This window comes from Parahoeflea alexandrii (assembly GCF_024105735.1).
GTDB lineage: Bacteria > Pseudomonadota > Alphaproteobacteria > Rhizobiales > Rhizobiaceae > Hoeflea > Hoeflea alexandrii.
The window spans coordinates 457518-483651 of sequence record NZ_JAAAML010000004.1; the positions used below are offsets into that span (position 1 = coordinate 457518).

Genomic DNA, 26134 nt, shown 5'->3' on the forward strand with positions numbered 1-26134 from the left:
GCCGGCCGGATCCGCCAATCCGCCTACCAGGAGCGCACGTCCATGACGTGGTCGCGATGGTTGGGGTGAGCGCTGAAGACGTAGATCCGGTGCAGTTCCTTGTCGTTGAGCAACCGCAGGAAGCGCACTTCGACCGTGTTGTTGGTGTAGGTGCGGGTCAGCACGCAGCCGACGCTGGAAATCCGCGCCTCGGGAACATCGAGATTGAATTCCTGCGGCAGCTTGAACTGGGTCAGGATACCGAGAACGGCGCTGGCCGGCGAAATGCCGATCAGCTGGCAGCGGCGCGACGCCATGTGCATGACGCCCTTCTCGGTGTATTCGATCCGGGCTTCATTCATTGTTTCTTCCATCTTGTACCTGACCTCGCGGTCGTACATGAAGGATTCTTCTCTCTGCAGATAGTTTGTCCCCGCAGCCATGTAACGTTCCCCTTGTTCCTGGCCCCATCCCCGGTGGCCATGTGTTTTCAATGGAACCCACGATAGCACTGGAAGATTAACGGATCATGATCGCGAGGCGGTCTAAGTATCTGATTTTAATCATTTAAGGCAGATCTAAAGAACGATTCCTGCTGCATTTCGCGCTTCTGCGCATCGGTCAAGACGCAGGCATAAACTGACCGCAAGGATTGCAAAGGGCGAGCGATCCGGTTGAGAACCTCGCTCAAAGGCTCTGATCCGGCCCCGCGAGAGACTTCAAAACCGGCTGGAAACAAGACGTATTTTAATCACATGCCGTAAAGACCGATCACGCGTTCGTGAGAAGCCGTGAGAATGGCCTTTCCCGGGATCACGGGCCAACCCAAGCCGAGAAAAATGGCGCATTTTCCTCGATGTGGGAAACCGCCGAAATCCGGGCTTTCAAGTTTCCTGACAGTGCGGAATTGTGAACGGTGCATGACAGTCCGGGTTGACGCGAAATCCGGTCATCACAGCCGGCACCCGAATCTATCCATCTGATATATAACGATAAAAATAGTTCCCTGACAAAATGCCCCATGGCTTTGTCACGCCATGATCGCATGCCGATCACATCCATGTGTTTCGCAAGTCATCTGCCGCAGGCCCATCTCTGGTTCATCGAAACGGCGCGGCCCGCTCAGCCGATCGGACAATGATCAACGGGCCACCGTTTCAGACCAGATCAACGACCAACAGTCCTAACCGACACACAAGGATGAACACGATGAACAAGATGATTATGGCCCTCGGCCTGACCCTCGCTGCCTCCACCGGCGCTTTCGCACAGTCGCCCAACGACTGGGTTGAACTCAACGCACCGGTGCACGGCCCGGCAGCCGAAGCCCATGCAGCGCAGAGCGCACAGGGCGGCATCGACTACACCGCAACCGCTTCGTTCGACCGCGCTCAGGAAACCAAGAAGGGTTACACCGAGCTGCAGTTCAACCGCTAATCGCCATACGGGATGAAGGCGGGCACCTCCAGCCGGCTTCATCCCCCGCCGCGGTGGCAATCGAAAGGGCACTGAAACTTTTTCTCCAGCCCCAACGTTCTGCAGACCATGGCCTTCAAAAAGATCATCGAGATGGCGCAGGCCGGACACAGCTTCAACAAGCAGTCCGCCGGTTCCCCGCTCGCGACCAAGACATCGAACTAAGACCAAAAGGACCAACACAATGAACAAGATCATCATCGCACTCGGCCTGACCCTTGCAGCCTCCACCGGCGCCTTCGCACAGTCGCCCAACGACTGGGTTGAACTGAACGCACCGGTCCACGGCCCGGCCGCCATGGAACATGCCGCAAAGAGCGACATGGGCGGCGTCGATTATACCGCAACCGCTTCAACCGTCCGTACGCCTTCGACCGACAATCCGGAACAGAACGGCTACACCGCGCTGCAGTTCAACCGCTAACAGCGGCATCCCGCGGATGAAGCCGGGCTCCTCCCAACCGGCTTCATCCGCCGCCGGACCGCAAACCGAAGACCCCGGTCTTCACCCAATCACGAAAGGACTACCCAAATGAACAAGATTCTTATCGCCCTCGGCCTGACCCTCGCAGCCTCCACCGGTGCCTTCGCACAGTCGCCCAACGACTGGGTCGAGCTGAACGCACCGGTCCACGGCCCGGCCGCCATGGAACATGCCGCAAAGAGCGACATGGGCGGCGTCGACTACACCGCGACCGCTTCCACCGTCCGTACGCCTTCGACCGACAACCCGGAACAGAACGGCTACACCGCGCTGCAGTTCAACCGCTAACAGCGGCATCCCGCGGATGAAGCCGGGCTCCTCCCAACCGGCTTCGTCCGCCTGAGGACCGCAAACCGAAGACCACTGGTCTTCACCCCAGCATGAAAGGACTACCACAATGAACAAGATTCTTATCGCACTCGGCCTGACCCTCGCAGCTTCCACCGGCGTCTTCGCACAGTCGCCCAACGACTGGGTCGAACTGAACGCACCGGTGCACGGCCCGGCCGCCATGGAACATGCCGCAAAGAGCGACATGGGCGGCGTCGACTACACCGCAACCGCTTCCACCGTCCGTACGCCGTCGACCGACAATCCGGAACAGAACGGCTACACCGCGCAGCAGTTCAACCGCTAAGGACGCACGAAAGGCTGTTGCCGGGTTCCTCCCACCGGCATCAGCCCGTTCGGACTCCCCTTCCGAACGTTCCTTGCAAGATGCCCCGGTCGACGACCGGGGCATTTTTCGTTTGCGGGCTCCCCGCTTCGCCGCTGACATGATCGGCGCTGCCCAAGCCGGCTTCTGATGACCGGCCGCACAGCAAAGCGCGGCAAATGCCTGCTCACTTGGCGCGTTGCGTGACCGCGATCCCGCAGACGCCCAGAGCGCCCCCAAATCGCACAGACCGGCGCCGGCCCTGGGCTGGCGTTCAGAACTGCCATGTCCCCCACTCTTCCTTTCTACCGACCCAAGCTTGTGTCCGGCAATGGACAGTCAACGGCCCGCACAGCCGCCGCCCCATCCCGGTCATTGTTGTGCGGCTCCGGCCATTTCGGCTGGCGCCTGGCGCTTCATCCGGGCCGAACTAGCGAGGCGGCGAAGGCGGCTTGCGACCTGAAAACGGGTGCGGTCAGGCAGGAATAGATCGTATTTTCATCACTTCCGGTCGAGGCCGATCACGCGTTGCGTGAACGGCCGTGAGAGCGCCTGGCGCGGGCCTCAAGGCGGGCGAAAAGGTGGAAAATTTCTGCAAAATCGACGCCCGCAGGGAAGCCCGGATTTCCGGGGTTTCGAGAGCGCAGCAAGCGCCGGATTGTGAACGGTGAGGGTGTGCCACGGTTGACGCCGGTCGCGCACCACGTATCGAAATCTCAACCTAACTCATTGTATTTATTAATTAAAACTTGCCTCTTCGATCGGATCAGTCGCGCTGGATCACGTTTTCATCCCCTGGCGATCACGGCCATGTGGTTCGTAAGTCATCCGGGCCCAGCCTATCTCTTGGTCATCGGAACGGCGCGGCCCGGACAGCAGATCGGCAGACGATCCCCGGGTCACCGCTCCAGACCAAGTTGAACATGAACTGTCGAAACAGACACACAAACCGAAACACAAGGAAGACCACAATGAACAAGATCATCATCGCCCTCGGCCTGACCCTCGCAGCCTCCACCGGCGCATTCGCACAGTCCCCCAACGACTGGGTTGAACTGAACGCACCGGTCCACGGCCCGGCTGCCGAAGCCCATGCCGCACAGAGCGCCCAGGGCGGCATCGACTACACGGCGACCGCCTCGTTCGACCGCGCTCCGGAAACCAAGAAGGGTTACACCGAGCTGCAGTTTGACCGCTGAGGCCGGCCACGAGGGAATGAAGCCGGGCACCTCCAGCCGGCTTCATCCCCCGCCGCAGGGGCAGACAAAAGAGACGTGAAACTTTTTTCCAAGCCCGCCCGTACTGCTCATATGACCTTCGAACACGGGTCATGAAAACGGAGCGCCCCGGACACGGATCGCACCCTTCAGACCAAACAATTGAACCAGACACACAAAGGAACAAGACCATGAACAAGATCATCATCGCCCTCGGCCTGACGCTTGCAGCCTCCACCGGCGCCTTCGCCCAGTCACCCAACGATTATGTCGAACTGAACGCTCCGGTCCACGGCCCGGCCGCAGAAGCCTATGCCGCAAAGAGCGCCATGGGCGGCGTCGACTACACCGCAACCGCCTCCACCGTCCGCATCCCTTCGACCGACAACCCTGCCAACGGTTACACCGCACTGCAGTTCAACCGCTAAGCCGGCCTGAGGGAAAAGGGGCCCGGGCGTTGACCATCGGGCCTCTCCCTTCCCGCAACCACACTCACACAGCTTAACCAGACACACAAAGGAACAAGACCATGAACAAGATCCTCATCGCCCTCGGCCTGACCCTCGCAGCTTCCACCGGCGCCTTCGCCCAGTCGCCCAACGACTATGTCGAACTCAACGCACCGGTTTACGGCCCGGCCGCTATCGAACATGCCGCAAAGAGCGCCATGGGTGGCGTCGACTACACCGCGACCGCTTCGACTGTGCGCATTCCCTCGACCGACAATCCGGCGAACGGCTACACCGCACTGCAGTTCAACCGCTAAGCACGAAACCGACGGACAGGCCGGGCTCCTCCCAACCGGATTGTCCTTCGCCAGGGCGCTCGCCCCCGCGCCCTGTAAAAAGCCCCGACCGAAAGGCCGGGGCTTTTTCGTTGAGGTCGTGTTCTTTCAGCGGCGGTAGGTGTTTCCGGCGGTATCGAACAGATGCAGCTTGGCCTTGTCGGCGGTGAAGCGCAGTTTGTCGCCGCGCCTAACCTGCTGATGGCCGGGCATCTTGGCGATGATCGGCTCGTCCTCGGTCAGATCCTCGACATAGAGCAGCGTGACCTCGCCCAGAGCCTCGACGATCGACACCGTGCCCTCGAACAGGAAGTCGTCGCCGGTGGTCGCCACAAGGTCTTCCGGCCTGACGCCGAAGGACGCCTTCCTGCCCTTGTCTGCGTCGGCAACGGCAATGCCGGTTTCCACCGACTTGCCATTGGCAAAGGCGATGGTGGCGCTGTCTCCGGTGCTTTCGATCGTGCCTGGAATGATGTTCATTGCAGGCGACCCGATGAATTGCGCCACGAACAGGTTCTGCGGCCGGTCGTAGAGCTCCATCGGCGGACCGACCTGCTCGATCACACCTTTCGACAGAACCACGATGCGGTCGGCCAGGGTCATTGCCTCGACCTGGTCATGGGTGACGTAGATCATGGTGGTCTCGGGCATGGATTCATTGAGCTTGGCGATCTCGATGCGCGTCGCCACGCGCAGGGCGGCGTCGAGGTTGGACAGCGGCTCGTCGAACAGGAAGACCTTGGGATCACGGCAGATGGCGCGCCCGATGGCGACGCGCTGGCGCTGGCCGCCAGAGAGTGCCTTTGGCAGCCGGTCGAGGTAATCCTCAAGCTGCAGGATCGAGGCAGCGGAACGCACCCGGCGGTCGATCTCGTCATTGCTCTGGCCGGCAATGCGCAGACCGAAGGCCATGTTGTCGTAGACCGTCATGTGCGGATAGAGGGCATAGGACTGGAACACCATGGCAATGCCGCGCTTGGACGGCGGCACGTCGTTGACCACCATGCCGTCGATTTCCAGCGTGCCGGCGGTGATCTCCTCCAGCCCCGCGATCATCCGCAGAAGCGTTGACTTGCCGCAGCCGGAAGGGCCGACAAAGACGATGAACTCGCCCTGCCGGATTTCCAGGTCGACCCCGTGGATCACGTCAACGGCGCCGTAGGACTTCTTCAAGCCCTCAAGTTTCAAGCCGGCCATGCAAATCTCCTCCCCCTCACGCCTGAACTGGCTTCACCCGAGCCTGGCGAAAAAAGCATCATAAGGTGATATTTCTATCGTATCCGGTCGCAGGAATCCCGAAAAACCGTGCCCGTCGAGCGGCTCGAGCGCGCCTTCGGGACGCTCGATCACTTGCATCTCTTCGCTCAGGTTGAAGGCGCAGAAGATTGCCTCGTTGCCATCGCGCCGGACCATCGAAAGCACGGCATCGCCGGTTTCGACGAATTCGAGGCTGCCCTTGACCAGCGCCGGGTGCGCCTTGCGGAACGCAACCAGGCGCCGGTAGTGGTTGAGCATCGAAGCCTGGACATGATCCTGCGCGTCAACCGCCAGCTGCCGATGCTCGGGGGGAACCGGCAGCCAGGGTTCGCCGCTGGTGAAGCCGGCGCACTGCTCGTGCTCGGACCAGACCATCGGCGTCCGGCAACCGTCGCGCCCCTTGAAATCGGGCCAGAACTGGATGCCGTAGGGATCCTGCAGGTCCTCGAAGGCCAAGTCGGCTTCGGTCAGGCCGAGTTCCTCGCCCTGGTACAGACAGACCGAGCCCCGCAGCGACATGATCAGTCCTGCGAGCAGCCGCATGTACCGCTCCCTGTCATTGACATGGTCGCCCCAACGGGTGGCATGGCGGACGACATCATGGTTGGAGAAGGCCCAGCAGGCCCATCCTTCCGGCGCCGCCGTCATGAAATCGGTCATGACGGTTCGCACACGGTCGACGGTCAGCCGCGTATTGGAGAGGAACTCGAAGGCATAGCACATGTGCATCTTGTCATTGCCGGAGGTGTAGTCGGCAACGATCTGCAGCCCGATCTGGGCATCGCCCACCTCACCCACCGCCGTGGTGCCGGGATACTCGTCGAGCAGGGCGCGGAAGCGCTTGAGGAACTCGAGGTTTTCCGGACGGTTCTTGTCATAGACATGGAGCTGATGGTTGTAGGGGTTGACCGCCGGCGCAATGGAATCGTTGCGCAGTTCCTTTGCGAGAGGTGGATTGTCGCGCAGTTCCTTGTCGTGGAAATAGAAGTTGATGGTGTCGAGCCGGAAGCCGTCAACGCCCCGGTCGAGCCAGAAACGCACCACGTCAAGCAGAGCCTGGCGAACTTCCTCGTTGTGGAAGTTCAGGTCGGGCTGCGAGGTGAGGAAATTGTGCAGGTAATACTGCTCGCGCTTGCCGTCCCACTGCCAGGCGGAACCGCCGAAGATCGACAACCAGTTGTTGGGCGGCGTGCCATCGGGCTTGGGTTCGGCCCAGACATACCAGTCGGCCTTGGGATTGGTGCGGTCCAGGCGGCTTTCGATGAACCAGGGATGCTGGTCCGACGAGTGGGAGAGCACCAGGTCGATAATGATGCGAATGCCGTGGTCGTGCGCCACCTTGACCAGATGATCGAAATCGCCAAGCGTGCCGAACATCGGCTCGACATTGGTGTAGTCCGACACATCATAGCCGAAATCCTTCATCGGCGAGGTGAAGAAAGGGGAAACCCAGATTGCGTCGACGCCAAGCGAGGCGATGTATTCGATCCGCTCGGCGATGCCGATCAGATCGCCAACGCCGTCACCGCTGGTGTCCTGGTAGGAGCGCGGGTAGACCTGATAGATGACACCACCACGCCACCATTCGGCATCAGCTGTCATCTCGGCGCCAGTTTGCTGCCGCTTGCCGGCAAGTGTCATGGTTTTCATAAAAGCCTCTTTATTTCACGGACCCGGCCAGAAGACCGCGCACGAGATATTTCTGCATGGCGAAGAAGACCACCAGCGGCACCGCGATCGAGACGAAGGCGGAGGTTGCCAGGATCTCCCAGTTGCCGCCGCGGGTGCCGAGCAGTTCGACGATCTGCTTGGTCATGACGGTGGTTTCGCCGGTCGAATCAATGAGAAAGACTAGTGCGACAAGCAGATCATTCCAGGTCCAGAGAAACTGGAAGATGGCAAAGGAGGCCAGCGCCGGAAACGACAGCGGCAGGATGATCTTGACGAAAATCTGGAAATCGGTGGCGCCGTCGACGCGGGCGTTTTCGATGATGTCACGCGGCAGGCCAACCATGTAGTTGCGCAACAGGTAGATCGCCAGCGGCAGGCCGAAACCGGTATGGGCCAGCCAGACCCCGAGATAGCCCTTGCCGATGCCGATGTCGTTGTGCAGCTTCAGGAGCGGAATCAGCGCCAGTTGCAACGGCACGACAAGCAGGCCGACGACCGCAGCGATGAGCAGAGATCTCCCGGGAAACCGCATCCAGGCCAGCGCATAGGCGGCGAAGGCGGCAATCACGATGGGAATGATTGTTGCCGGTATGGTGACCGTCAGCGTGTTGAAAAAGGCCTTGGCCATGCCCTCACGGTTGTTGGGATCAAACAGTACGAAGCGGTAGTTCTCGAGCGTGAACTCGGGCGGACGCGTGGCCGTGGTGAAGACCCGCGGCAGACGGCTGTTGCCGAAACTCTGAGGCGCGGACAGGCGGAAGGCGCCGTTCTCGGCCACGGTCAGGCGCTCGCCGTCGCCCAGATCAACCACCTGATCCGGCTCGTAGGCCTCGGGTTCGCGCGAACTGGTGCCCCAGCGGCTGATGGTGACATTGCCGGCCTCGAAGAGATTGCCCGCGATGACGAATTCGCCGTCAACCTGCTCTTCCGCGCCCTCGATCCGGATCGCCGGGGCCTGGCGTTCCTGGGTGAAAAGCGACGCCCACCAGCCCGAATTGGCGATCTGGTCGGCGGTGCGGAAGGAGGACACGAACAGACCGACGGTCGGGAACAGCCAGAGCGCGACAAGGGCCACGACCGAGATGTGAACGACCCAGACGAGAGGCGATTTTTTCGATGTTGCGTGCATCACCTTCTCCCTCAGCGCGTTTCTTTGCGGGCGTTGTAGACATTCCAGACCAGGATCGGCGTGACCAGCAGCATGATCACCATGGCGCTGGCGGAGCCGACGCCCCAGTCATTGGCGCGGAACAGCTTGTCGTACATGTAGTTGGCGAGAACCTGGGTCTCCCACTGGCCGTTGGTCATGGCAAAGACGATGTCGAAGACCTTGAGCACGACGATGGTGATGGTGGTCCAGACCACGACGATGGTGCTCATGATCTGGGGCACCTTGATCTTGAAGAAGATCTGGAACGGGTTGGCGCCGTCGATGACGGCGGCCTCGATGGTTTCCTCGGGAATGCCGCGCAGCGCGGCCGAGAGGATCACCATGGCAAAACCGGTCTGGATCCAGACCAGCACGACCATCAGGAAGATCGAGTTCCAGAACGGGATGGTCAGCCATGTCTGCGGTTCGCCATAGGGCAGCGTGGCTGAGAAAAGCGAGACGATCGCACCGAGCGACAGCCAGATCATCCACAGAGCAGCGATGGTGATGACGCCGCGCAGGACATGAGCCCACCAGTGCGATTTGCCATGGCCCTTCTCCCGGCCGAGGACCGGACGCAGGGTCTGGTAGATGGCGAGCCCCATCAGCACCGCAAAACCCGCGATCAACAGCAGCGGAACGATCTTGAGAAACAGCACCGAGAACGATCCGCCGTCGAAAGCCAGCCAGACGGCGTTGAGGATACCGATCTGGTCCTGGCCGGCGGGCCTTGTGTCATAGACCAGTTTCCAGATCACCGCGGCGCCGACGAAGGAGATCGCCATCGGCATGAAGATCAGCGACTTGGCGATGCCACCCCAGGAGATGCGGTCGGTGAGCTGGGCGGCGAGAAGCCCGAAGGCGGTGGAGAACGCCGGCACAATCACCAGCCAGAGCATGTTGTTGCTCATGGCTTCCCAGAATTTCGGCTCGCCGGCCATCTGGATGTAGTTGGCGAGACCGACGAACGCGCCGCCGGCATCGCGGTCGGTCAAGGACAGCCAGAACGTGGCGAACACCGGATAGGCAAGGTAAAGGCCGAGCGCGAACAGCGCGGGAAACATGAACAGCCAGGGCCTTATCTGGTTGGCCCGGTTGATGTTGCGACCGGCATTCTCGCCCCTGGCCGGGAACAGAACCCGGTCGAGAAACTGGTTGGAAAAATAGAAGTAACCTACGCATCCGCCGACGCCGACGATGATGGTGATCAAGCCCTGCAGTGCCGGATGCATCCCTTCCCTCCCCAAAAGGCAGTGCGGATGGCAATCCCGGCGGCCTGCCGGGATTGCCCTGTTTGCAAAGGACGCCGGATTACTTCAGCGAATCCCAGGACTTCTGGATTTCCGAGGCCACTTCCTCGGCCGGCTTGCCACCGGCGTAGTCGACCATGCCGGTCCAGAAGGAGCCGGCGCCGACACCGCCGGGCATCAGGTCGGAGGCATCGAAACGGAAGGTGGTGGCGCCAAGAAGAATGTCGTTCATCTTCTTGAGCGTCGGATCGGCGAAGACATCGGTGTTGACCGCCTTGTAGGGGGTCAGGAAGCCCTTCTGGGCCATCCAGACCTCATGGGCGATCGGCGATTCCAGGAACTTGATCAGCGCCTGCGCACCGGGGCTGTCCTTGGTGATCGCCCAGAGCGTGCCGGCACCGAGAACCGGCTTGCCGAGATCCTTGTCGGCATAGGCGGGCATGTAGAAGAAATCCGCGTCGACACCGACCTCGGTGCCTTCAGGGAAGAAGGCCGGGATGAAGGAGGCCTGGTGGTGCATGTAGCACTGCGGCGGCGAGGAGAAGAGACCCTTTGGGCTGTCGCGGAAATCGGTGGTGGCGACAGCGCCGGAGCCGCCGGCGACGAACTGGTCGTTGCGGGCAAACCAGCCGAATTCCTCGATGGCGCCGATGACGGCGGGATCGGTGAACTCGATCTCGTTTGCGACCCACTGGTCATAGACCGACGGCGGCTGCGTGCGCAGCATCATGTCCTCGACCCAGTCGGTTGCGGGCCAGCCGGTGGCGCCGCCCGATCCCAGGCCGATGCACCAGGGCGTGCCGCCATCGGCAACGATCTGCTCGGTCAGGGCCTTGAGCTCTTCCATGGTCTGAGGGATCTCGTAGCCGGCATCCTCGAAGTTCTCCGGGATGTACCAGACCAGCGACTTCACATCGACCTTGTAGAAGAAGCCATAGAGGTTTTCGCTGCCGTCCTTGCCGGCATAGGTGCCAAGATCAACCCAGGACTGGCCGGCGGCGTAGTTGTCCCTGACCCATTCGGCGGTGCCTTCGGGCAACGGCGAGAGGAAGCCGCGGCTGGCCATGTCCGAGGCGAGTCCTGGCTGCGGGAAAACCGCGATGTTGGGGGCCGAGCCGGCCTCGGCATCAATGACGATCTGCTGCTCGAAGCTGTCGGAGCCGACATATTTGACGTCGGCGCCGGTGGCCTCGGCGAAATAGGCGAGCACCGCCTCGACGTTCTCCTGGTCCGGCCCGAGCCAGGGACCGAACACCGTGACCTCCTCGCCGTCGAGCTGGGTGGCCTTGAGCGCCTCGTAGCTTTCCCAGTTGAAATCCCCCTCTCCCGGGGTGAACTTCAGATCCGCGGCATGGGCCGAGCCCAATGTCAGGGCTGCCGCCGCCGCGCTCATCAAGAACAGTTTTTTCATCAAATTTTCCTCCCGGCCGATGATTGGCCTTCTCAGTGAAGCTTAGCAGTTTCTCCGAGCCGGCGCCCTGCAATCCCAAAGCGCTTTGGCATGCTTTTAGAGGATTACGTGTGCCTGCCTGAGTCAAGGGCTAAAGTTGTCCCACGGCTTCAATTACGCCCTCTCCGGCAGACTGCGGTGCACCGCCTCACCTTGTGCTGCAACGCAAAATCATTTTGCAGCGCATGATCGGCTTTTTTGCTTTTTTTGCGCGCCCTGCTGGGCTTAGATGGTGGACTTGGACCGCCCGATACCACCCATTTTCAGGGTTTTCCAAACCGCTTTGAGACCACAGGACAACAGCGCCTTGAACCTTAAGCAGCTGTCAGAGCTATTGGACCTGTCGCAGACGACGATCTCGCGCGCGCTCAACGGATATCCGGAAGTCAGCGAACGCACCCGGTTCAAGGTGGTCGAGGCGGCGCGCAAGCATGGGTACAAGCCCAACTCCAACGCCCGCAAGCTGGCGACCGGCCGGGCGGGATCGATCGGCTATGTGCTGCCGGTGGGCCGCAATGTCGATCTCGATCCGCATTTCGTGGAATTCCTGTCCGGCATGGGCGAGCATGCGCTCAGCCGCGAGGTCGACCTGTCGCTGACGCCCGCGCCCTATGAAAAGGAAAGCGAGGCCTATCGCCGGATCGCCGCGAGCCGGTCGGTCGACGGAGTCTACCTGTCGTCGATGCGCAATGACGAGCAGCGCATCGCGCTGGTGCGGGGGCTTGGGCTGCCGTTCCTGGCGCATGGCCGGGCGCTCGCGCCAGCCGATGGCTATGCCTGTGTCGATATCGACAACGAGGGCGCGTTTCATGCCGCGACGCGGCTGCTCCTGCAACTGGGACACAAGCGGCTCGCCTATCTCAACGGCGACACCGATTATGCCTTCGCGGTGCACCGGCTCAACGGCGTGACCCGGGCAATGAGCGAATACGGCCTGGCGGCTGAAAGCCTGCGGCATCATTCGGCGGCGATGAACGAAGAGAACGGCTACCGGCTGGCGATGATGATGTTTCGCGACAGCGACCCGGCCACCCGCCCGACCGGCGTGCTGAGCGCCTCGATGTTCACCACGCTGGGGATCGTCCGCGCGCTTAACCATCTCGGACTGAAGATGCCCGACGACGTGTCGGTGATCACCCATGACGACGTGTTTCCGTTCCTGAAGCCCGAGAGCTTCTCTGTGCCGCTGACCACCACCCGTTCCTCGATCCGGGCGGCGGGCGCACGGATCTGCGAACGCCTTGTCGACATCATCACGGGCGTGGAGAGCGAGCCGGTGCAGGAGATCTGGCCGGTGGAACTGATCGTCCGCGCCTCGACCGGGCCTGCGCCGGCGGAGGGGAAACGGGCGCACGGGCGTGCCGCCGAGCCTGCGGAATAGGCCTGGACCGGTCTATCCGCCAGGTGGCTGCCGCCAGGATGCCGGGGACGCAGGCTTTCGGCTCGCCCGGGAAGAGCTCCTGACGTCAGGCAGAGCCTGACTGGCGGGCCATGACAACCAGATTGCCAACTGATTCCTGGACCACTTCGCCGTCCTGATTGAAAGTCCTGCTTCGCACCTTGATCATGCCCTGCGTCGGGCGGGATCTGGAGGGCCGCACTTCCAGAATCTCGGAGACGACGCGGAGCGTGTCGCCGGGACGGACCGGACGGGGCCAGTTCAACGACTCGAATCCCGCTCCGACAATACCGTTGGCAGGGGTCATCTCGCCATCAACAAGCAGCCGCATCGTCAGCGCCGCAGTGTGCCAGCCGCTAGCCGCGAGGCCGCCGAAGAATGTGTCCCTGGCAGCCTCCGGATCAAGGTGGAAGGGTTGCGGGTCGAATTCCGCTCCAAACCGCATGATCTCGCGATCGCTGACCATCAGGCTGCCCGAGCCGAAGGTCTGCCCCGCTGCGAAGTCTTCAAGATACAAAGCGGTCATGGCCGTGCCTTGCTCCAACCGCCGAATCGAACCGCAAGGGCTATGATAAAACCGTAAACCAGCATGGCTGCCCCGATCGCCGCGAAGATGCCATTTAGCCCCAGGTCCGTGTATGTCGTGAGGATCAGCGCGCCGACGAGGGCAACGGCCATGCGCCCGAGGCTGCTGATCACCGGCCACAGCATCCGCCCTGCCCCCTGCGAGGCGAAGTAAAGTGCGAGGCCCAGCCCGAAAAAGGCATAGAAGGGCGCAACATTACGGAAGTAGCTGCGCCCCGCGTCGAGCGCGGCGGTGTTCGAGGGTTCCAGGAACAGGCCCAGCCAGAGGTCCGGAAAGACTGCCAGCAGCATGCCGACACCGCCGACGACAGCGGCGGCCGCGCAGGAGCCGGTCCAGGCCACGCGCAGCGCGCGGTCGATCCGGCCTGCGCCGATATTCGCGCCGACCATCGCCGTCATCGCGGCACCTATGCCGAAGATCACCGGGATCATCAGGAACTCCAGCCGCGCGCCCAGCCCGTAGCCGGCCAGTGCCGCTTCACCGAAGCCCGCGACAAGACCCGTCATCATGATGATCGTAACGGTCGTAAGCACGGTGTTGATCGATGCGAGCGCCCCCACAGTCAGGATATCGCGGAACATCCCGGCACTGAGGCGTTGCATCGCACCCCGAAAGGCGAGGCCGGCCCGGCCGAAAACGATGTAGCCTATCGCGGCAACGCCCCCGAAGGCGAAGGCCAAGACAGGCCCAAGCGCGAGACCGGCCATGCCGAGCGCAGGCAACGGCCCCCACCCAAGGGCAAATCCGCCCGACAGAAGGATCGACGCCACAGAGACAAGGAGCAGTACGAGAGCGGGCATCTGCATTTCGCCAGTGCCGCGGATCACGCTGAGCGAGGCGTTGCAGAGCCAGATTGCCACGCATCCGGGAAAGAACACCAGCGCGTAGTTCGTCGCGGCCGCGACCGTCTCCTCGCCGCCGCCGAGCCACTCGAAAAAGAGCGCCCCCAACAGCCCAACCAGTACCGCCATCACAAGGGCGAGAGCTGCCGCAATAATCCAGGCGGCCACGGTCAAGGTTGCGGCTCGCGCAACGTCGGAGGCCCCGAGCGCCCGGGCGACGGAGGCCGAGATTGCCCCGCCGATCGCACCGGCCGAAAGCATCTGCGTCAGCATCACCAGTGGAAACACCAATGCCAGACCTGCGAGGGCCGTGACGCCAAGCAGGCTGGCGAAATAGGCCTCCGCGATGCCTTGCGCGGCCTGGACGAACATCGCGAGCACGTTGGGTGCCGCCAGCTTCGCCAGGGTTGGGGCGATGGGGGCCTCTATCAGAAGCCGGGTGCGGGAAGCCCGCGCATGTGCCGCGGCATCGGCAGCAGCGGGCGCGGCGGGAGCGGGGCTCGCAAGAGCCATCAGCTTGTTTCCCGACGGGAGTTGAGGCGTCGGCCCAGCATTCCTGTGACTACCGAAGCATTCATGGGCCCACCTCAATGCCTGACCTGTTTCGCCACCGGTCAAGATGGCTTTCAACAAGTCCATTCCTTTTTGGAACGCACAGTAGTAAGTTCCTTTTCAGAACCTGTCAATTGCTGCTATGGTGCGCCCATGAAATGGAACGACCTTCAAACCGAAGCCTGCCCCGTCGCCCGCGGCCTCTCGGTGATTGGCGACCGCTGGACCATGCTGGTGCTGCGCGACTGTTTCCTGGGTGTTCGCAGGTTCGAACAAATGCAGGAGCGGCTCGGCATCACCCGCCACGTACTGGCGGACCGGCTGCGCAAGCTTGAGGCTAACGGCGTGTTGCGCCGCGAGCGCTACCAGGAACGACCGCCTCGCCACGAATACCGGCTCACCGAGCGCGGCAAGGCGCTCTACCCGGTCCTGGTTTCGGTGATCGAGTGGGCGAACGCGCATGTTCCGCCAACGGGAGCACCCTCCGTCACCCTGGTCTCGCGCGAAACCGGCGAGCCCATCTTGCCCGTCCTCATAGACATGAACACGGGCAAGGAGATTACTTACCGGACCGTGACTGCCCTGGGATCGGATTAGGCGATAAAGAGCGGGACCGAGACGCCCCTTGCGGCGCGCTCCGCCAAGGCCCTGGTTTCACAATGCGTTCGTCGCAAAAATTGTGCAGTAGCAGCGGCCAACCTAGCCATGGTGGCCGGAGCCGGTGCAGGAAATCCGGCCGGTAGAGTCGATTGCGCGCGCCTCGACCAGCCCTGCCCCGGCCGACCGAACACCGGTACGCGGACGTGCGGCGTCAGATCGATCCGAGGTAATAGCCGATGGCCTCCGCCAACTCGGTTTCCTCATAGCCGAAATGAGAGCGTACGACCTCTTCGAGCTTTCGGAATGTGTTGCCGGCCTGAACGAAGTTTGCCTCCGAGGGGGACTCCGCCAATGCATCTGCCGCGCGACTGAGGCGGATGATCAATTCATGGACGACCTCGTGCTCCGCCTTTAGCTTCGCCACAACCTCGCGAAACCTGCCGCCACCCGCTGCCTCAATCCGGGGGAACATGTCGGCGCTTTCGATATCGTGGTGAAACTTGAGCACTTGGCATTCACGGCCGCAGAGCGATCCGAACGCCCGAAAATTCTCAGCCATATCGAGTGAAAGCACAAGCTGCTTCAGGTGTTCCGGCGGAGCGTCCCGCGCTTCGATCCTGACGAGGACCGCGCCGATTTGAGCCATTTCTCTGAGATAATGACTGTGGATTGCAGCGAGTTGCCGGCCTTGGCGACGGTGTAGGTCTGTTGCCTCTGGCACCGGCGGGGCCTTGGGTCGCGCAGCCTCATCGACGCTGAGTTCATCCAGCGGTTTGGTCGAAAGATCGGTCATGAGGCCTCATATTGGCTTGTTATGGGCTAAGTCAACGACCTCCGCTCGGGGGCGAAGGCGCCAATCATCCACCGCCGTTGCCGCCCATTCCGCTCCCGAGCCACCGCCTCAAAACGCGGGCGGCTTTATCCCGTGGGCGCGCATGGCCGCTGTCACGGTGTTGGCCATCAGCATGGCGATGGTCATCGGGCCGACGCCGCCGGGGACCGGGGTGATCACTGCGGCGACCTCTGCACATTCGTCGAAGGCGACGTCGCCGACCAGGCGGGTCTTGCCTTCGCCCCGCTCGGGCGCGTCGATGCGGTTGATGCCGACATCGATGACGGTGGCGCCGGGCTTGACCCAGTCGGGCTTTACCATGCGGGGACGTCCGACGGCGGCGACCAGGATATCGGCGTTGCGGCAGACGCCCGGGAGATCCTTCGTGCGCGAGTGCGCCGTCGTCACGGTGGCGTTGGCGGCGAGCAGCAGCGCCGACATCGGCTTGCCGAACAGGTTGGAGCGGCCGATGACGACCGCGTTGAGACCGGAAAGATCCTCTCCGTGGGTCTGGCGCACGAACAGCATGGCGCCAGCGGGCGTGCAGGAAATCAGCCCGCCCTCAAGATCGCCGGTCATCAGCTTGCCGGCATTGACGATGTGCAGGCCGTCGACATCCTTTTCGGGCCGGATCGACTGGATCACCGGGTCGGCAGCGAGATGATCCGGCAAGGGCAGCTGCACCAGGATGCCGTGAATTTGGGGATCTTCGTTGAGCTGGGCAACCAGCGCCTCAAGTTCGGCTTGCGTGGTTTCGAGCGGCAGAGTGTGCTGCACCGACTTGAAGCCACACTGCTTGGCCATGCGGCTTTTCGATGAGACATAGACATGGGAAGCCGGGTCATCGCCAACGATGACCACGGCGAGGCCGGGGCGGGCTCCGGTCTGAGCCTCGAGAGCGTTGCTTGCGGCGGTTACCTGTTCGATCACCTCTGCGGCGACCGCCTTGCCGTCAATCACCTTCGCCATATCCCGTCCCTTTCGATCTCATGCCTTGCGGTCTCAGATGCCGCGCCAGGCCCGCAACGGGGCCCGCATCGCTGAGCGGACCCTACGAAACCGAGGGCGGCGGCCGATAGCCTCTTTGCGTCCTCCGGTGTCAAAATTCAAGCGCTGTGACCCCGTCAGGCGCGGCGGCGGTCCGAGCCGTAACCATCGATCCGGGAGCGGAGTTCGTCCATCTCGCGGCGAATCCGGTCGACCGAGGCATTGTCGGGTGCCGGCCGTTCGGGGTTGCGGGCAGGCGCGGCGGGTTCGGTCGGCTGGTGCGGCGCGCTGGCAACCGGGGCAGCGGGCTGCTCCCAGGCGGGGGCGTGCACTGGCACGAAGTGCGGCTGAGGCTGAGGCTGATGAAATTGCGGTGACGGCCAGGGCATGGCCGCAGGCTGCTGCTGCGGATAAAATTGAGGCGGCTGGGCCGGCATGCCCTGCAGCGGTTGCGCCTGATAGGGATGGCCCGCCAGGGCGGCAGCGTAACCGGGCTGCGGGGCCGCATAGGCAGGCGGATAGGGCTGAGCCGGGTGGTGGTAGGGTGCAGGGTGGTGGGCGTGCGTCGGCGTCGCAGGCAGCGGGATCTGCGGCTGATGTTGCGGCGCGCCTGAGTACTGCGCATGGGCCTGATGCGGGGGTGGAGAGTAGTGTTGGGCCGGATAGGGTGCAGGCATCTGAGGCTGCATGTAGGGCTGGGGCTGTGCCGGCCGGGGTGCCCGGACCGGGTGAGTGCCCTGTGCATTGTGATGCTGCCCCTGTTCGTCCCCGTGGCCGCCAGCCTGAAAGGCTTCAGGCCTTGCCAGGTCGTGCGGCTGGCCATGGCTTGCGAAGAACGCCTGGGCGTTGCGTCCGTTCCCATGCTGCGGCACGGCGATTTCACCGTGCTCGTGATATCCGCCGCTGCTGGCGGAAACGGGGGCCTTGCCCCGGATCGGCCTGGGGCGCAGCAGACCGATGCGAAACACGTCACGGAATCCAGGCCCTGCCTCCTCCATCGTGGCCTGTCGGGCCACCGGCGTTTCGGCGTCGTGGTGGGCGCGTGCACCGGAAAAGGATGGTTCCGGGGTTCGGGCCGGGCCGGTGTCACGGCCGGCCATGTCGCTTTCAGCGCGTGGCCGGAACCGCTGGCCTGGGCCTGTTGGCGGCGTCCGTGGTCCGGGCGCAGGCGGCTGTGGATGCCCGCCGGCGGGGGGGCCGGGATAGCGGGCCTGATGCAGCGCGCTGTTGTAGGCGCGGACGCTCTCGACCGCGCCGGCAAGCAGCGCCAGGCCGAAGCCGGCCAGAAAGCCTGCCATCATGCCGCCAATGGCGATGAACTTGCGCGACGGGCCCATCGGCTGCAGCGGTGCCTCGGCGGGTGAAATGACCCGGACATTGCGGGTCGACAGGTTGGAGCGCTCGCTGGTCTCGCGCGAGCGGGTGAGGAAGGCCTCGTAGATGCCGCGGGTTGCGTTGGCCTTGCGCTCGAGCTCGCGCAGGGTGACGAGCTCGACCGACTGATCGATGGCGCGGCTCTTTGCCACCGCCATCTGGCTTGCCAGTTCCTGCTCGGTCTCGACCGCGCGCTGCAGCTCGGTCTGCGAGCTGGCGACGATGCGGCGCAGTTCGGCGCTGATCTCGTTGGTGATGGTCTCGAGTGACTGCATTGCGGAGATGTATTGCGGATGACGCGGTCCGAGCCGGGTGGCCAGCGATTCCGCGTTTGATTTGGTCTGGGCATACTGCTTGCGCAATTCGCTCAGATTGGACGACAGAAGCTCTTCGGGAAAGGCGCCGGAGAGGACGTCATCGATCTTCACCCGGGCGAGGTTGTCGGCCTTGACCCGAATGCCGACCTTCATGGCCCGGGCATTGGCGAGCTGATCGCTAAGCGCCAGGATTTCCTTGTCGTCAATGTACTGGCCGCCAACGCCGACAAGGCCGTTCTCGGCCTTGAAGCGCTCGACCTCGCGCTCGGCGGCATCGAGGTCGGCACGCAGGGAATTGATCCGGGTGTCGATGGATTCGGATGTCCGCTCGAGCAGATTGGATTGCGCCTGGCCTTCGGAATCGAGGTAGGTCTCGACAATCTGGTTGGCAATCAGCGCCGATTTTTCCGGATCACGCGTGTCAACACCAACGATGATGACAAAGGTCCTGGCATCACGGCCGACCGACAGTGCGTCGCGGAGATTGTTGAGCGCCTTCTGCTCGCCTTCGGTCGCGGGATTCTTGCCTGTGAACAGTTCCCTTATCAGCGAAATGCCGCCGCTTATGCCGCCGGGCGCCATGGATCCGTTGAACTCCGGATCCCGGTCGAGCCCAAGATCCTCGATCACCTTCTCCAGAACGCTGGTCGACGAGAGGATCTGCAGCTGGCTGTCGGTGATCGCCAGCATGGCTTCGGTTGAGAGCTGCTGGTTGCGGATATCGTCTTCGGTGACCCGGATCTCGCGCGGATCAACGAACAACCGGCTTTCGGCGTAATATCTGTGCGGTGTCGACAGCGCCATCAGCACGCCAACCATGGCTCCGGCCACAGTTGCCGCCACAATCAGCCGGCGGAAACGCCAGACTGCGGATATCAGAATCGATGCGTCGAGCAGCGGCCGGTTGCCGTCCTCGAACTGTCCGCCAGCCGAAGCCGCGTGCCAGTGATAATGATCATCGCCATTGGAATGGCCCTGTCGCGGGCGATAGGCGGGTTGCGCCGAGGCATCGGCCTCGTATTCGGGCCAGTTTTCGGGCTGCGGGCGGCGCTGTGAGCGGGCCTCCTGCCGCCGGTGTTCTTCCGGGCGGGCCGGCTCCGGCGGTTCGGCTGTCTCGCCGGCATCGGCCAGGCGGGGTTCAGCAGGTTTGGATTCGGGCGCGATGGTGCCGATCAGCCTCGAGATCCGGTCGCCGAATCTCTCCCGGTCCGCATTGGTCTTCCGGAGGGAGGCTGGTTGCCGAGCTTCGACAGAAGCGGCGGGGGCAGACGCAACGGGTTCCGGCGGTGCGGCGCTGCTGGCCGGGGCCGAGGACAGCAGGGATTGCGCGGGCCGGGCCGGTGCCTCGGAGCGATGATCCGCATAGCGGGACGTGGACACCCGGGCCGAGCGGTTGGGCGCGGTCAGCAGGGACGGGGACGCGGCGGCGGAAGGCTGCCCGGGACGCGCGGTCTCATTGGCACCCTGGCGCGCAGAAGCCGGCTCGGACGACTGCGCGTCCCGAGCGTGATCGAGCAGCGATCCTCGGCGGCCGCGATGTCTTCTGTCTTCGGGTGAATCGCTCATGTCCGGCTATGGCCGCCCCAAATGGCAAGTTTGTCGACTTCGTTAAGACAAGCTATAAATTCATGGGTAACAAAAGGTTAATTTCCACCGAAACGATTGGAAAATCGTCAGTTGTTCCACAAATTGCATATATCGCGAGGTCCTGGACCGGCACCTGCAAAACCGGACAATTTCCACCGGTCCAAACCCCGAATTAACATATTCCCCATATGATTTGACGGATGAAACGACGGGGGCGGCAGCTGCAATCGTCATCCCGAAACGGTACATGATGATTGTTCGCCTGAAACATCTTGCCAGCGCCAATGGCGAACTGATCCGCGCCTACCTATCCATGGTGGGCGGTTCGGCCGGTCGTCTGGTGATTTCACTGGTCTATTTCATCGCGATCGCAAACACGTTGTCGATCAGCGAATTCGGCCTGTTCGCCACCGCGTCGGCTTGTGGCATCATGCTTTCAAGGCTGCTGGCCTTCGGTTTCGTCTCACCGCTCTACCGGATCGCCACCGTCAAGACCCGCCTGCTCGGGGTCTACACGGCCGGCTTCCTGGGCGGCGTGGTGTTGTCGGCACCGGTCATCGCCCTGGCGGCCTGGCTGACCCATGCACTTATCTTCACCGACCAGATGGCGCTTGCGACCTTTGCAAAGATCATCGTGGCGGAAGTGCTGTGCTGGCGGATCATGGAGATCGCGGTCATTGTCAGTTACGGCACCAACCGCTTCGGCTCGGGGTCGGTGCTGGTGGTGGTGGCCACCGCGCTCAAGACCATTGCGGCGGTGCTTTTCGCATGGCTTGCAGATGGATCGCTTGCGACCTGGGGCTGGTATTACCTCGCCGCCAACGGTTTGGCAGCGCTTATCGCGATCCTGTTCTTCTATCCACGGGTGCGGCTGCGCTGGAAACCGGCGCTTTACACCAGGCGCTGGGTCGATGCCGTATCTGTGGCCGGTGCGGAAATGCTGTTTTACATCCAGTCGGAACTCGACAAGGTGCTGGTGCTTTCACTTGGCGGACCCGAAACCGCCGGGATCTACGCCATCATCATGCGGCTGGTCGACCTGACCGCGCTGCCCGTCCGCGCCTTCCTGACGGTGCTGACGCAGAAGCTGATGCGGACCTCAGCCATGCTCAACAGCCTGAGGAACCGGCTGTTGCTGGAGGGCGTGGTGGCCGCGGTCTCGACCGCGGGCCTGCTCGGCATGGCCGGTTTCCTGTGGCTGTTTCCCAATGCGCTGGGGACCAATGTCGCCGTGGCGGCGCCGCTGCTGATCCTGGTCGTCCTGGTGCCTGCGTTCCGCAACCTGATCGAGTACCACTCGGAACTGCTGTATGCGACCGGCCGGACGGTGGTGCGCATGCTGATCCTGGCCTCGCTCGGAGCGATGAAGGCCCTGCTGCTTGCCTATGTGCTGGGACTGACCACCGATGTTGTGATCTGGGTCGAACTCCTCAACCTGGCGTTCCTTGTGCTTTACCTGCAATCGGCGCTGATGACCTACAGGGCATTGCGCTCGATCAGCAAGCGACCGATCTGAGGCCGTGATCACGGCGTGACCGAAAACGCCAGTTTGCGGATTTCCGCCATCGGGTGGTGGACGAAGGACTGCACGCCGACAGCGACCTGATCGTCCCCCAATTCGCGCATGAACATCTCAAGCCCTTCAAGGGTTTCCGGGTAGGTCTCGCGGAACCAGAGCATGTGGCACAGCGGCCTGTCGGAGGGGATGTGTCCCTCCCCGCCACGCACCTCATCGGCGAAACGGCCATAGATCGTGCATTCGGAAATGGCGCGCGAGGAAATGAGCGCACGAACCCAGTTTCGGCCGGTGGTCCTTTCGATGTGATCGAGCAGTGCCCGGGCGGTATCGACACGCCAGCCAATGAAGGTGTTGATGTAGTCGGGCGCCGGAGCAATCGTTTCAGGCAATCCGAGCAGAGTGCCCGCGTGGGCAAGCCAGTCATGATGTTCGGTCATTGTCTCGCTGACCCCGGCATCGACGCGGAACAGCCGCATTCGGCCGTCAGCCCACATTTCTTCGGGATCATAGGGACGGACCATGACGACATCGGAATCGACCGAGAGCAGCATGTCGGCTTCGACATGGCGAGCCAGGGCCAGGCGGCGGATCTGTTGCGCATGCCAGCCGCGCAAGGGCATGGAGAAAGGGCTCAGCCAGACGCGGCGGCGGCCAAGACTTGCAGGATCGGGGAAGGACCGGAGCCAGCCAGGGAACAGGTCGGCTTCGCTGACAACCGTGCGGCGCGGCCCCTCGAGCGGCTTGAACGCGGCCTCGTCGCGGGGTTCGACCAGCAGGTAATGATGCCAATCGCCCGAAAGAAACCGGTCGAGGCTTTCACACATCAGGGTGCAGCGTTCCAGGTCGGCAGACCAGGACGCGGTCATTACGGCTGTCTTCATCACAGTTCCGGTCGGTTGCTCAAGCCCTTTTAACAGGCGGCGTCAGGCTGAAAGCCCGGCCTGCCGGCCCGCACCGGACAGCTTGTAGCGCAAGAGGTGGAAGAGGAAAACCGGATTGCCGAGAATGTAGCGGCGCCACAGACGCGAGGGTTCGAGAAACAGCCGCCAGACCCACTCGAGCCTGAGATTGCGGATCGTCTCGGGCGCACGCGGGACCGCGCCGGAAACAAAATCGAACAGCGCGCCGACACCGAAGACGACGCGGCCGTGACCCTGACCGATATTGCTGTCGATCCAGATTTCCTGGGAGGGACTTCCCATCGCCACCAGGGTGATGTCGGGATTGATAGCCGAGAGATCTGCAAGCACCTTCGGGCTGTCAGTCTTGTCAAAATATCCGTCGGCGACCGCGATGAACTCGTGCCATGGAGTGGCCGCGGAAAAACTGACCACGGCGCGCTCGAGAATGTCCGAACGGGCGCCGATCAGGGCCACCTTGAGCGGCTTCTCCGAATGCACCAGCAACGCCGGAATGAAATCGGTACCGTTGAGATTGGCCGGGAACGCAGACCCGTGAAGCGCGCGGGAGGCGATGTCGACGCCAACGCCATCGGGCAGCACCTCGGACTTTGTCAGACCCTGCCGGTAACGGGTATTGCGCATGGCGAGATTGGCGTTGTTGGCGTTGAGGAAATTGAAGATGCGCTGCGGGCCATTGCCGTAGATCGCGCGCTTCAGCTCGTCAAGCGCCTGCGCCCATCCAAGCGCAGCAACCCGGATGCCCATTATGTCGCGATGCTGAACCTCTTCCAATGCTGGCATTGTCACTCCGCACACTCGGTCTGGCCACACACTCGGTCGGGGCCTGGGTCCGTTGATCAGACCCCTCAGCCAACGTGTTAGCACTTTCTTAACTTGTTGGCAGTCGCAATTGCAAAATGGGGTTAAGGCCGAAATTAACGCCTTGTTAACGCTGTTCTTGTCACCACCGCAGCCCCTGTTTGAGGGCATCCATCAGGCCTTCGAGCTGAAGTGCGTGAAAGGCGCGGCCATCGCGGTCGAGCTCTTGCCCGTCACGCGAACGGCCAACCATATCGACGAGCGCACGGGCGAAGTCATCAGCATCATCGGCGAGAACGCAATTGTCCGGCTGGACAGAGATCCCGCGCAGGGCGCTGCGTGTCGCCACAGACGGCAGTCCCATTTCAAAGGTCTCGATGGTCTTGAGCTGAACACCGGTCCCGGTCTGCGAAATCAGCGGCACCACCCGGCAGGAACGCACGAAGTCGCGGGCGTCAGGTACCCGGCCGAGGAAAGATACCGTGTCGGGGGCTGCCGGCGGTTCCCCTCCGGTATCGCCGGCAATCGCAATCCGGAAATCAGCCGGCAACCGCGGCACGATCTGTTCAAGGAACCAGTCGAGGCCGGCGCGGTTGGCAGCCCAGGTCCAGGAGCCAATCATGCCCGCATCATAGACCAGCGCACGCGCGGCCTGAGGCTCGGGCGGCAGGACCGAGGTCACCAGCGGCAGGACGGTGGAGCGGTCGTCCCCGGCGACCCCAAGGGCCGCACGGTCGGCCTCGGCAAGCGTGAAGACATGATCCGCAATGGTGCAAAGGCTGGTTTCCAGTTCGGCGAGGAGGCGCGAATCGCGCCGGAAGAGGAAGCGGGTCACCCATCCTTCTGCATTGGCGGCATTGTCGGCGGCGCTGCGTGCCTCGACATTGTGGGCCACGAACACCGATCGGTAGGCCTCGAAGATCTCGCGGAATGCGCCGGGCAGTTGAACAGAATTGAGGATCAGACCATCTACGGGTTCGAGTTCGGCTAACGCAGACCGGATCCCGGACGATGTGACGGCATGCATCTTGGCCACCGACACAGGTTCGCCATGGACAAAGGCATCCTTGAGCCAGAGCGCCTTTTGCAGCTTTCCGACACGGGCATTGGTGACTTCGAGAGTGCCGAGCAACCGCGTCTCGTCCGGATGCGCGGGCCGATGCCCGGGCTGCAGGAAGCCAAGCACGGACACCTTGTGGCCGAGCAGGCGAAGTGCATCGGCGATCACCCGGTTGGCAATGTCGTAGCCGGATGCGGGAGCCGCAACCGGAACCAGCGAGGAAATGAAGACAAGGTGCATGCGGTTTCCGATCCGATAGTGCCCATGACTATAACGCAGCGATTTGAAAGGCCGGTTAAACGCCTGTTTCAAATGCCACATGCCGGCTTCAGGCATTGTTCAGAAAGCTGTGGTTGGATGAAATCGAGCCAACCGGATTCGAGCCATGACGCCAGACCCACGTACCGTTTCAGAGCATGCCCGCTCGGCCAACCTCAATCCGGACCGGATTCGGGTCGTGGTCACATTGCCAACCTTCCGCCGGCCGGACCATCTGGTGATGACGCTGGATTCGCTGGAGGCACAGGCATTCGGTGACGAGACGGCAGTGGTGGTCATGGACAATGACGCCGATGGGCTCCAGGGCGCAAACGCCGCAGCCGATTGGTTGCGGGGCTCGAGACTGAAGGGCGTCATCATCGTCGCGCATCAGCGCGGCAATTGCCATGCCTACAATGCCGGCTGGGAAACCGCCCTGGCAGCGTTTCCACGCCTCACCCATATCGCCGTCATCGACGATGACGAGATTGCCGGGCCCGAGTGGCTTTCGGGGCTGATGAAAACCGCGCAGAAGACCGGCGCGGACCTGGTGGGCGGGCCGCAGATTCCGGTGTTTGCCGACAAGACACTGGATGGCTGGCGACGGCATCCAGTGTTCACTCCGCACTATCATGAGACCGGACTGGTGCCGATCCTCTATTCGTCCGGCAATGTGCTGATCTCACGGCCGGTGCTGGACATGATGCCACGGCCGTTTCTCGACCCCGCCTTCAATTTCATCGGTGGCGGCGACAGCGATTTCTACCGCCGCGCCAAGGCACGCGGTTTCTCGTTCGGCTGGAGCGCGGAAGCGGCGGTGATGGAAACCCTGCCGTCGCGGCGGGCGGAATTCTCGTGGCTCAATGCACGGTCACTGAGAAACGGCGCGATTTCAGCCATCCTGGAAAAACGCCAGTGGCCGGGTGTGCCCGGACGTTTGCGGACGCTGGCCAAATCACTCGCCCTGCTGGCAGCGTCCCCGCTGCGCGGCCTGAGGCTTGGATTTCAGACAGGTTCGGCGGTGATAGGCCTTTACCACATTCAAGTCGCCGTCGGACGGCTGATGGCAGAGTTCGGGCTGGTCAACGAGCAGTACCGCAATCCCGAAAACAACTGACGGGCCATTG

General features: G+C 62.6%; 25 protein-coding genes. 11 read left to right on the top strand and 14 right to left on the bottom strand.

Features of this window, described 5'->3' with window-relative positions; genetic code table 11:
• Window positions 1-23 precede the first annotated feature (23 nt).
• The gene (locus GTW23_RS21420; RefSeq protein ID WP_193217339.1) at window positions 24-422 is read right to left on the bottom strand and encodes a hypothetical protein; all 399 of its coding nucleotides are present in this window, start codon (window positions 420-422) and stop codon (window positions 24-26) included.
• Between the two features lie 766 nt (window positions 423-1188).
• Here GTW23_RS21420 and GTW23_RS21425 point away from each other — a divergent pair.
• The 7 genes from GTW23_RS21425 (at window position 1189) to GTW23_RS21455 (ending at window position 4577) form a co-directional block, all read left to right on the top strand.
• A complete protein-coding gene (locus GTW23_RS21425) occupies window positions 1189-1416 on the top strand; it encodes a hypothetical protein (protein WP_152010118.1) in 228 nt (75 codons plus the stop codon).
• Window positions 1417-1639: 223 nt separating this feature from the next.
• Entirely contained in the window at window positions 1640-1879 is a 240-nt protein-coding gene (locus tag GTW23_RS21430) for a hypothetical protein (protein ID WP_152010119.1), read from the top strand.
• Window positions 1880-1987: 108 nt separating this feature from the next.
• A complete protein-coding gene (locus GTW23_RS21435; RefSeq protein WP_152010120.1) occupies window positions 1988-2227 on the top strand; it encodes a hypothetical protein in 240 nt (79 codons plus the stop codon).
• A gap of 109 nt (window positions 2228-2336) precedes the next feature.
• Complete coding sequence (locus tag GTW23_RS21440) at window positions 2337-2576, top strand: hypothetical protein (RefSeq protein WP_252917427.1); 240 nt, start codon at window positions 2337-2339, stop codon at window positions 2574-2576.
• 989 nt (window positions 2577-3565) lie between these two features.
• Entirely contained in the window at window positions 3566-3793 is a 228-nt protein-coding gene (locus tag GTW23_RS21445) for a hypothetical protein (RefSeq protein ID WP_252917428.1), read from the top strand.
• Window positions 3794-4002: 209 nt separating this feature from the next.
• Complete coding sequence (locus tag GTW23_RS21450) at window positions 4003-4239, top strand: hypothetical protein (RefSeq protein ID WP_152010122.1); 237 nt, start codon at window positions 4003-4005, stop codon at window positions 4237-4239.
• A 101-nt stretch (window positions 4240-4340) separates the two neighbouring features.
• Window positions 4341-4577, top strand: a complete 237-nt coding sequence (locus GTW23_RS21455; RefSeq protein ID WP_152010123.1) for a hypothetical protein — start codon at window positions 4341-4343, stop codon at window positions 4575-4577.
• A gap of 126 nt (window positions 4578-4703) precedes the next feature.
• Here GTW23_RS21455 and GTW23_RS21460 read toward each other — a convergent pair whose 3' ends face one another.
• From GTW23_RS21460 to GTW23_RS21480, 5 genes are all read right to left on the bottom strand, one after another.
• Window positions 4704-5792: an ABC transporter ATP-binding protein gene (locus GTW23_RS21460; RefSeq protein WP_252917429.1), complete on the bottom strand. Its 1089-nt coding sequence runs from the start codon at window positions 5790-5792 to the stop codon at window positions 4704-4706.
• A gap of 33 nt (window positions 5793-5825) precedes the next feature.
• The gene (bglA, locus tag GTW23_RS21465) at window positions 5826-7502 is read right to left on the bottom strand and encodes a beta-galactosidase BglA (protein WP_375589556.1); all 1677 of its coding nucleotides are present in this window, start codon (window positions 7500-7502) and stop codon (window positions 5826-5828) included.
• Between the two features lie 10 nt (window positions 7503-7512).
• A complete protein-coding gene (locus GTW23_RS21470; RefSeq protein WP_152010126.1) occupies window positions 7513-8652 on the bottom strand; it encodes a carbohydrate ABC transporter permease in 1140 nt (379 codons plus the stop codon).
• 11 nt (window positions 8653-8663) lie between these two features.
• Complete coding sequence (locus tag GTW23_RS21475; protein ID WP_152010127.1) at window positions 8664-9905, bottom strand: carbohydrate ABC transporter permease; 1242 nt, start codon at window positions 9903-9905, stop codon at window positions 8664-8666.
• A gap of 79 nt (window positions 9906-9984) precedes the next feature.
• Entirely contained in the window at window positions 9985-11334 is a 1350-nt protein-coding gene (locus GTW23_RS21480; protein ID WP_152010128.1) for an ABC transporter substrate-binding protein, read from the bottom strand.
• Window positions 11335-11680: 346 nt separating this feature from the next.
• Between GTW23_RS21480 and GTW23_RS21485 the strand changes: the two genes are divergently transcribed.
• Window positions 11681-12754, top strand: a complete 1074-nt coding sequence (locus GTW23_RS21485; RefSeq protein ID WP_252917430.1) for a substrate-binding domain-containing protein — start codon at window positions 11681-11683, stop codon at window positions 12752-12754.
• 85 nt (window positions 12755-12839) lie between these two features.
• Here GTW23_RS21485 and GTW23_RS21490 read toward each other — a convergent pair whose 3' ends face one another.
• Window positions 12840-13298, bottom strand: a complete 459-nt coding sequence (locus GTW23_RS21490; RefSeq protein WP_152010130.1) for a MaoC family dehydratase — start codon at window positions 13296-13298, stop codon at window positions 12840-12842.
• Window positions 13295-14713 (bottom strand): MATE family efflux transporter, encoded by a 1419-nt coding sequence (locus tag GTW23_RS21495; protein ID WP_252917431.1) that lies wholly within the window; start codon window positions 14711-14713, stop codon window positions 13295-13297. Before GTW23_RS21495 ends, GTW23_RS21490 begins: the two co-directional genes overlap by 4 nt.
• Before the next feature lie 192 nt (window positions 14714-14905).
• On the opposite strand from GTW23_RS21495, the gene GTW23_RS21500 reads away from it, so the two are divergent.
• Window positions 14906-15349, top strand: coding sequence for a winged helix-turn-helix transcriptional regulator (locus GTW23_RS21500; protein ID WP_152010132.1), 444 nt, complete (start codon window positions 14906-14908; stop codon window positions 15347-15349).
• 214 nt (window positions 15350-15563) lie between these two features.
• On the opposite strand, the gene GTW23_RS21505 is transcribed toward GTW23_RS21500, so the two are convergent.
• From GTW23_RS21505 to GTW23_RS21515, 3 genes are all read right to left on the bottom strand, one after another.
• Window positions 15564-16145, bottom strand: a complete 582-nt coding sequence (locus GTW23_RS21505; RefSeq protein ID WP_152010133.1) for a hemerythrin domain-containing protein — start codon at window positions 16143-16145, stop codon at window positions 15564-15566.
• A 108-nt stretch (window positions 16146-16253) separates the two neighbouring features.
• A complete protein-coding gene (gene folD / locus GTW23_RS21510; RefSeq protein WP_252917432.1) occupies window positions 16254-17153 on the bottom strand; it encodes a bifunctional methylenetetrahydrofolate dehydrogenase/methenyltetrahydrofolate cyclohydrolase FolD in 900 nt (299 codons plus the stop codon).
• A 155-nt stretch (window positions 17154-17308) separates the two neighbouring features.
• The gene (locus tag GTW23_RS21515) at window positions 17309-20428 is read right to left on the bottom strand and encodes a GNVR domain-containing protein (protein ID WP_252917433.1); all 3120 of its coding nucleotides are present in this window, start codon (window positions 20426-20428) and stop codon (window positions 17309-17311) included.
• 268 nt (window positions 20429-20696) lie between these two features.
• Between GTW23_RS21515 and GTW23_RS21520 the strand changes: the two genes are divergently transcribed.
• Entirely contained in the window at window positions 20697-21965 is a 1269-nt protein-coding gene (locus GTW23_RS21520) for a lipopolysaccharide biosynthesis protein (RefSeq protein ID WP_152010136.1), read from the top strand.
• A gap of 8 nt (window positions 21966-21973) precedes the next feature.
• Here the strand turns inward: GTW23_RS21520 and GTW23_RS21525 are convergent, their stop codons facing one another.
• The 3 genes from GTW23_RS21525 to GTW23_RS21535 all read right to left on the bottom strand — a co-directional run bounded on the left by GTW23_RS21525 (window position 21974) and on the right by GTW23_RS21535 (window position 24989).
• Window positions 21974-22849 (bottom strand): DUF6492 family protein, encoded by an 876-nt coding sequence (locus GTW23_RS21525; RefSeq protein ID WP_252917434.1) that lies wholly within the window; start codon window positions 22847-22849, stop codon window positions 21974-21976.
• Between the two features lie 42 nt (window positions 22850-22891).
• Window positions 22892-23671 (bottom strand): WecB/TagA/CpsF family glycosyltransferase, encoded by a 780-nt coding sequence (locus tag GTW23_RS21530; protein WP_252917435.1) that lies wholly within the window; start codon window positions 23669-23671, stop codon window positions 22892-22894.
• 160 nt (window positions 23672-23831) lie between these two features.
• Window positions 23832-24989, bottom strand: coding sequence for a glycosyltransferase (locus tag GTW23_RS21535; protein ID WP_252917436.1), 1158 nt, complete (start codon window positions 24987-24989; stop codon window positions 23832-23834).
• Window positions 24990-25134: 145 nt separating this feature from the next.
• On the opposite strand from GTW23_RS21535, the gene GTW23_RS21540 reads away from it, so the two are divergent.
• Entirely contained in the window at window positions 25135-26124 is a 990-nt protein-coding gene (locus tag GTW23_RS21540) for a glycosyltransferase family 2 protein (protein WP_252917437.1), read from the top strand.
• The last annotated feature ends 10 nt before the right edge of the window (window positions 26125-26134 follow it).